Annotated in this window: 8 protein-coding genes; 4 read left to right on the plus strand and 4 right to left on the minus strand. The window is 72.2% G+C overall.

Annotated features, from left to right (window positions below):
• Positions 1 to 8 precede the first annotated feature (8 nt).
• The 3 genes from rnr to H2038_RS14760 all read left to right on the plus strand — a co-directional run bounded on the left by rnr (position 9) and on the right by H2038_RS14760 (position 3909).
• Positions 9 to 2318 carry a ribonuclease R gene (gene rnr, locus H2038_RS14750; protein WP_292114902.1) on the plus strand — a complete coding sequence of 770 codons (2310 nt, stop codon included), beginning with the start codon at positions 9 to 11 and terminating at the stop codon, positions 2316 to 2318.
• The gene (locus tag H2038_RS14755; RefSeq protein WP_292114884.1) at positions 2315 to 3022 is read left to right on the plus strand and encodes an NUDIX domain-containing protein; all 708 of its coding nucleotides are present in this window, start codon (positions 2315 to 2317) and stop codon (positions 3020 to 3022) included. The genes rnr and H2038_RS14755 overlap by 4 nt, the downstream gene beginning before the upstream one ends.
• An 80-nt stretch (positions 3023 to 3102) precedes the next feature.
• Positions 3103 to 3909 carry a hypothetical protein gene (locus H2038_RS14760; RefSeq protein ID WP_292114886.1) on the plus strand — a complete coding sequence of 269 codons (807 nt, stop codon included), beginning with the start codon at positions 3103 to 3105 and terminating at the stop codon, positions 3907 to 3909.
• Here H2038_RS14760 and H2038_RS14765 read toward each other — a convergent pair whose 3' ends face one another.
• On the minus strand, positions 3910 to 4479 hold the full coding sequence (locus tag H2038_RS14765) for a hypothetical protein (RefSeq protein ID WP_292114889.1): 570 nt from the start codon (positions 4477 to 4479) through the stop codon (positions 3910 to 3912).
• A 127-nt stretch (positions 4480 to 4606) separates the two neighbouring features.
• Here H2038_RS14765 and rpmG point away from each other — a divergent pair, with 127 nt between their 5' ends.
• On the plus strand, positions 4607 to 4774 hold the full coding sequence (gene rpmG / locus H2038_RS14770) for a 50S ribosomal protein L33 (protein WP_292114892.1): 168 nt from the start codon (positions 4607 to 4609) through the stop codon (positions 4772 to 4774).
• 93 nt (positions 4775 to 4867) lie between these two features.
• Here the strand turns inward: rpmG and H2038_RS14775 are convergent, their stop codons facing one another.
• The 3 genes from H2038_RS14775 to H2038_RS14785 are packed head-to-tail and all read right to left on the minus strand — an operon-like array spanning position 4868 to position 6938.
• Positions 4868 to 5161: a hypothetical protein gene (locus H2038_RS14775; protein WP_292114894.1), complete on the minus strand. Its 294-nt coding sequence runs from the start codon at positions 5159 to 5161 to the stop codon at positions 4868 to 4870.
• 38 nt (positions 5162 to 5199) lie between these two features.
• Positions 5200 to 6567 (minus strand): PleD family two-component system response regulator, encoded by a 1368-nt coding sequence (locus H2038_RS14780; RefSeq protein ID WP_292114896.1) that lies wholly within the window; start codon positions 6565 to 6567, stop codon positions 5200 to 5202.
• On the minus strand, positions 6564 to 6938 hold the full coding sequence (locus H2038_RS14785) for a response regulator (protein WP_292114899.1): 375 nt from the start codon (positions 6936 to 6938) through the stop codon (positions 6564 to 6566). The genes H2038_RS14780 and H2038_RS14785 overlap by 4 nt, the downstream gene beginning before the upstream one ends.
• Between the last annotated feature and the right edge of the window lie 400 nt (positions 6939 to 7338).

Genomic DNA, 7338 nt, shown 5'->3' on the forward strand with positions numbered 1-7338 from the left:
GGGCTGCAATGACCAGATCCCCCAAACGGCCGCCCGCCGGTCTTCCCGACCGCGAAACCCTGCTCGCCTTCCTCCGCGACGCCGGTTCGGCCGAGAAGGGCGACATCGCCCGCCACTTCGGCCTGAAGGGCGGCGACCGACGCGCCCTGCGCGAAATGATCCGCGAGCTCGAGGCTGAAGGCCGGCTCGGCAAGCGCGGCCGCAAGGGCTTCTCCGAAGCCGGCGGCCTGCCGCCCGTCGGGGTCGCCGACGTGGTCGAGCGCGACGTGGACGGCGAGATCTACGTCCGTCTGGTGGAGGCCTCGGAAGACGCGCCGCGCGCCCTGCTGGTCCCGGACCGGGAGGGTCGGGCCGGGCCTGCGCCGGGCCTGGGCGACCGCCTGCTGTGCAAGTTCCAGCGCGGCGAGGACGGCTGGGAGGCGCGGCTGATCAAGCGGCTCGACGCCGGGACCAACCGGGTCCTCGGCGTCATCCGCAAGTCCAACCGCGAGGTGCGCGTCGAGCCGGTCGACCGCCGCTCCAAGGACGTCCTGCTGGTCCCGCACGCCCATGCCGAAGGGCTGAAGGACGGCGACCTGGTGCTGGCCGCCATCGAGAAGGGCGAGCACCGCTACGGCCCGAAGCGCGGCAAGATCCTCGAGACCATCGGCCGCGAGGACGACCCCCGCGCCGCCTCCCTGATCGCCATCCACGCCCACGGCGTCCCCACCGGCTTCTCCGAGGCCGTCGAGGCCGAGGCGCAGGACCAGGAGCTGCCCTCCCTGAAGGGCCGCGAGGACCTGCGCGACCTGCCGCTGATCACCATCGACCCCGCCGACGCCCGCGACCACGACGACGCCGTCCACGCCCATCGCGACGACGACCCCAAGAACGAGGGCGGCTGGGTCGTCTGGGTGGCCATCGCCGACGTCGCCGCCTACGTCCGGGTCGGCTCGGCCCTCGACCGCGAGGCCCGCGCCAAGGGCAACTCGACTTATTTCCCCGACCGCGTCGAACCCATGCTCCCGGAGGTGCTGTCCAACGGCCTGTGCAGCCTGAAGGAGGGCGAGAACCGCGCCTGCCTCGCCGTGCGCATGGTCTTCGACAAGGACGGCCGCAAGCTGTCGCACCGCTTCGTGCGCGGCCTGATGCGCTCCCACGCCAGCCTCAGCTACGAGCAGGCCCAGGGCGCCATCGACGGCCGGCCGGACGACGTCACCGGCCCGATCATGGACCGGATCCTCTATCCGCTGTGGAACGCCTATCACGCCATGCTCAAGGGCCGGCTGAAGCGCAGCCCGCTGCTGATCGAGAGCGCCGAGCGCAAGGTGCTGATGGACCCCGGCGGCGGCATCGGCGCCATCGAGCCGCGCAAGTCGCTGGAGGCCCACCGGCTCATCGAGGAGATGATGATCCAGGCCAACGTCTGCGCCGCCGAGACGCTGGAGCAGAAGCGCACCCCGCTGATCTACCGGGTCCACGAGGCGCCGAGCCAGGAGAAGATCTTCAACCTCGCCGACTTCCTGCAGACCATCGGCAAGCCCTGGGCCAAGGGCGAACCGGCGACCACGAAGCGCTTCAACCGCCTGCTCGACGAGACCCGCGACGGCCCGCACGCCGAGGTGGTCAACGAGGTCGTGCTGCGCACCCAGATGCAGGCCATCTACAGCCCCGAGAACATCGGCCACTTCGGCCTCAACCTCGACCGCTACGCCCACTTCACCTCGCCGATCCGCCGCTACTCGGACCTGATCGTCCACCGCGGCCTGATCCGGGCGCTGAACCTCGGCAAGGACGGCCTGACCGACCGCGAGATCGCCGAGCTGGCGACCATCGCCGAACAGGTCACCCGGACCGAACGCCGCTCCATGGCCGCCGAGCGCGACGCCATGGACCGCTACATCGCCGCCTTCCTCGAGGACCGGGTCGGGGCGACCTTCCCCGGCCGCATCACCGGCGTCACCCGCTTCGGCCTGTTCGTGCGTCTGGAGGAGACCGGCGCCGACGGCCTCGTGCCCGTCTCCTCGCTCGGCGACGAGTACTTCACCCACGACGACCGCAGCCACGCCCTCGTCGGCGAGCGCACCGGCCGGCGCTGGACTCTCGGCCGGTCGGTCGAGGTCCGCCTCGTGGAAGCCACCCCCGTCACCGGCGGCCTGCTGTTCGAGATGCTGTCCGAGCCGGATCCGCGCGATCCGAACGCCCCCGCCCCCCGCCTCGGCCTGCGCGCCCGCGGCCCGAAGGGCGGCGGCTACCCGAAGCGCGGCGGCCCCCGCCCCCGCGACGGCGCCAGGCCCTCGGGCGGGCTGAAGGGGGTGCGCAAGGGCAAGCGGCGGTGAATCCGCCCTTCGACGCCGCCCAGGATCTCGCCGACGCGCCCCGCACCGGGGATCGCCAGCGGCCGAAGGACGCCGCCACCCTGATCCTCGCCCGCAGCCGACGCGGCCGGCCGGAGGTGCTGATGGGCCGCCGCGCGCCGGGTCACGTGTTCATGGCCTCCAAATGGGTCTTCCCCGGCGGCCGCATCGAGCGGGGCGACTTCACCGCCGCCGCGGCCAGCGAGCTGCCCCCGGCGGACGCCGCCCGCCTCGCCCGCGAGGTTCCGCCGCGCCGGGCCCGGGCCCTCGCCCTGGCCGCGGTGCGCGAGACCTTCGAGGAGACCGGCCTGCTGCTCGCCGCGCCCGCCCCGCCGGCCTCGGTCGCGGGGCCGTGGCGGGCCTTCCGCGCCGCCGGCGCCCTGCCCGACCTCGCCGCCCTGTCCTATGTCGCCCGCGCCATCACCCCGCCCGGGCGCAGCCGCCGCTTCGACGCCCGCTTCTTCATGGCCGACGCGGCCGCCCTGCTCCACCCGGAGCCCACCGCCGGCTGCGGCGAGCTGGACGAGATCGCCTGGATCGCGCTGGACGAGACCGGCGACCTCGACCTGCCGGCCATCACCCGCTTCGTCCTCGGCGAGGTGCGCGCCCGTCTGCAGCAGCCGGACCGGCCCCTGCCCTTCGTCCGCATGGTCCGCGGCCGCCATCAGGTCGACCACCAGCCCTGACCGTCCCTGACGTTCCGCCCGCGCCGGTTGTGCCGCGCGCCGGGCCGGGCTCTACTGCCGCGTCAAAGGAGGGAGACGGCATGCGCCACCTGCTCATCGTCCTCGCCGGCCTCGCGGCCCTGTCCGCGACGGGCCCCGCCGCCGCGCAGGACGCGCCCCCCGACCGGATCGAGGCCGTCCACCATCCGGACGTCATGTTCTGGTCGATCGAGGACGGCGGGACCGGCCGCTTCCGCACCAGCGAGCGCGAGGACTACGCCTTCCCCGTCACCCGCGAGGACTACCGGCGCATCGAGCAGCTGATGCGGCCCTACCGCGCCCGCGGCCTGCGCTGCGACGATCCGGACTATGCCGGGGCCACCGGCTATCTCGTCTTTCGCGACGACGGCGTGGAGACGCGCCGGCCGCACGAGACGCTCTGCTACACCGACGCCGCCCGCGCCGCCGGACGCTCGCTCAGCCGCGCCTATTACGCCATGGAGGAGATGGGGAAGGCCCGGCACGTCCCGCCGCCCCCGCCCGTCCTGCCGGCCCCGGACCGCCTGACCCTGACCACCCTCTCCTGGGGCGACGTCACGGCCGAGTGGAGCATCCCCAACGGCGGCGAAGGCCGCCACACCGGCCGCGACGGCGCCGTGCGGACCTTCCCCGTCAGCACGGCCGACTTCGCCCGCCTGCGCGACCTCTTCCGCCCCTACGAGGGCGTTCGCTTCGAATGCGAGCGGGTCATCGCCGACGGCCCCTACGGCCGGGTCGTCTGGTCGCAGGAGGGGCACGAGGACCAGCAGCTGCGCTGGGACGCCGGCTGCATCACCGGCGACGCCGGCGACCTGTTCGGCCGCCTCGACCAGGCCGAGGCCCTGCTCCGCGGCCTGCGCGACCGCTGACTATTCGGCGAGCGGCCGGGCCAGGTCGAACTCCACCCGGAAGAACCGCCCCGACGGCCGGCGCAGCTCGTAGGCGAACATCTCGCCCGGATGGATCTCCATGGCCCAGACGTTGGTGGTCGAGACCTCGGCCCCGCCGGCGCGGAACCGGGCGATCGATTCGGCGTCGACCGGGAATTCCTGCCGCGTCGCCGTGCCCGGCCCGGCGGTGTCGCCGCCGTACATGTGGTAGCCGTGGACCTCGCCCTGCGGATCGCGGTGGTCGTGCTTGAGCCGCAGCCCCGCGCCCGTCCGCGTCACCACCCAGCGGCGCGAGCGGTCCTCGCCCACGGCGAAGGGGATCCCCACCTCGTCGGGGGCGCAGTCGCGCACGTGCATCACCAGCCGCCGCCCCCGGAAGTCCGCGTCAGCTTCGTCGGTGGACGCCACCCGCCCCTCGAAGCGCTGCCCGCACAGGGCCTGCAGCCGCGCCATGAAGGCGTCCGGCGGATGCGCCGGCTCCGGCGAGGTGGCGCAGGCGGACAGGGCCAGGGCCAGAACGGCGGCCGCCGCGATCATCGGGGTTTTCATGCCGCGACAGTGGACCGCCCCGGGGCCGCGCTCAAGTCGACCATCCGCCCGTTGACTTCGGGCCGCGCCTGAGTATGTTCCGCGCCTCTCATTTCAGCGGCTTTCGCCGTCGCAAAGGTAATTCCCGATGGCCAAACCGGCATCCATCAAGATCCGCCTGAACTCCACGGCGGACACCGGCTTCTTCTACGTCACCAAGAAGAACGCCCGCACCATGACCGAGAAGATGGTCGTTCGTAAGTACGACCCGGTCGTGAAGAAGCACGTCGACTTCAAGGAAGGCAAGATCAAGTAAACACTTGATCGCCTGAAGAATTTCGAAGCGCCCGGTCAGCGATGGCCGGGCGTTTTTCGTTGCGGCGGAGGCGTCCCCGCCCGCTCGCCGTCGTCAGGGCCAGACCCGGGCCCCGTCGAGCCTGATCGCGCTCACGCGTCCGCGGCGCACGTCGCAGGCCACCGGCGGCCGCCCCTCGGCGGCGGGCCAGTTGTAGACGAAGACGGCCTCTTCGGTCTGGTCGCGACGGGTCGCCAGGATCAGCTCCGACTGCGCCGGATCCACGGGCCCGAGCGCGAGGCCGAGATTCGCCGCTCTCGTCCGGCATTCGCCGACAGGATCCACGGAGGCGCAGGCCTGGAGTCCCAGGACGAGGATCAGGGCCGCCGGCAGTCGTCTCGTCCACATTCCCCCACCCTACCCGCGCCGGGGTCCGGGGCAAGGACCTAGGCCGCCCGCGCGATCACCTGGTTCCGGCCGCGGCTCTTGGCCTCGTACACGCCCTCGTCGGCCCGCTTGAGCAGGGCCTCCGGCGTGTCGCCGCCGCCGCCGTCGCTCGCCGCCACCCCGATCGACACGGTGATCGACAGGCTCTCGGCGCCGCCCATGATCGGGAAGGGCGTCTCGGCCACGTCGCGGCGGATGCGCTCGGCGACCCGCGTCGCCGCCTCCAGCGGCGCGCCGGGCATCACCACCACGAACTCCTCGCCGCCCAGCCGGCACGGCAGGTCGATGGCCCGCACATTGGTGGCCAGCCGCACCGCGAACTCGCGCAGCACCTCGTCGCCGGCGTCGTGGCCGAAGCCGTCGTTGACCGCCTTGAAGTGGTCGATGTCCATGACCAGCACCGACACCTGGTCGCCGCCCTGTCCGGCGCGGCCGATCAGGGCCTGCAGCTGGCCGGCCATGTAGCGCCGGTTGTGCAGCCCGGTGAGGGCGTCCGTCACCGCCATCTCGAGGCTGTAGTCCAGCTTCTGCTTGAGGAAGTCGGCGTAGCGCTTGCGCCGGATCTGCGTCCGCGCCCGCGCCTCCAGCTCCTCCGGGTCGACCGGTCGGGGCAGGATGTCGTTGACGCCCAGGTCCAGCGCCTTGACCAGCCGCGGCCGGTCGATCGGATCGACCACCGCCAGGATCGGCGTGCGCCGGGTCGCCTCGGTCGAGCGCAGCTGGGCCACGAAGCGCAGGCCGTCGAAACCGGCGCTCGAGACGTTGACGATGATCAGGTCCACCGGCCCGCGCGCCGCGATCAAGGCCGCGGCCGGATCGGGCTCGACCACCGGCCGGTGCTCGGCCCCCAGCTGGGCGGCGATCTTCTCCGCCTGGGTCGCGCTGTCGTCGACCACCAGCACCCGGCCGCCCGCGGCCCGCAGCCGCCCGGCCCCGTCGGTGTCGACCCCGAAGCGGCGGCCGCTCTCCTCGCGCTCGCGCAGCTCGTCCAGCACGGCCTTCAGCCGCACCAGCGACTTGACCCGGGCGAACAGGATCACGTCGTCGATCGGCTTGGTGACGAAGTCGTCGGCCCCCGCCTCCAGGCCCTTGATCTTGTCCTCGCGGCCGTCCAGCGCCGTGACCAGCACCACCGGAATGTGCCGCGTCACCGGGTCGGCCTTCAGCCGGCGGCAGGTCTCGAACCCGTCCATGCCCGGCATCATCACGTCCAGCAGGATCAGGTCCGGCCGCTCCTCGGCCGCCACCTGCAGCGCCGTCGCCCCGTCGGGCGCGGTCATCACCTCATAGTATTCGAGGGTGAGCTTGGCCTCGAGCAGACGGACGTTCGGCTCCACGTCGTCGACGACGAGGATGCGCGCCGTCACGCGACCGCCCCCAGGTGCTTCCTCACCGTCTCGAGGAAGTGGGCCACCGAGATCGGCTTGGAGATGTAGGCCTCGCAGCCGCCCTGGCGGATGCGCTCCTCGTCCCCCTTCATGGCGAAGGCGGTGACCGCGACGACCGGGATGTGGTTCAGCTCCTCGTCGTCCTTCAGCCACTTGGTGACTTCGAGACCGCTGATTTCCGGCAGCTGGATGTCCATCAGGATCAGGTCGGGACGGTGCTGGCGCGCCAGGGCCAGAGCCTGCAGCCCCTCGCGGGTCTGCAGCGTCTCGTAGCCCTGGGAGTCGAGCAGATCATGAAAGAGCTTCATGTTCAGCTCGTTATCCTCGACGATGAGGACTTTCTTCGACATCGACACCCGGTCCGTCGCCCCTCTGTGCGCGGCGCGCGGGGGGCTTCCTTAATCCGGCGCAGTCTGGCCGACGGTCTCTTAAGTTGGCGTGAAGCCCCGGATTGCAGGGACGGGGGACGGGGGAAGAGGGATGAGGGATGAGGGATGAGGGATGCTGACGGCCGACCGCGAAGTCCGCCCCCGATCCGCCGCCCGGCGAAAGACCCTGATCCCCAATCCCCAGTCCCTAATCCCTCATCCCTCATCCCTCATCCCTCCCCCGCCTTCACCACGACGATAGCGGCGCCCCCGCCCCTCAGGCACACTCCGCCCGCGATGAAATCCATCTGCCGTGACTGCCTCCGCACCGATGACCGCATCGTCCAGCGCTGCCCGGCCTGCGACTCGCGCCGCATCGTCG

The organism is Brevundimonas sp. (assembly GCF_013912005.1).
Classification (GTDB): domain Bacteria; phylum Pseudomonadota; class Alphaproteobacteria; order Caulobacterales; family Caulobacteraceae; genus Brevundimonas.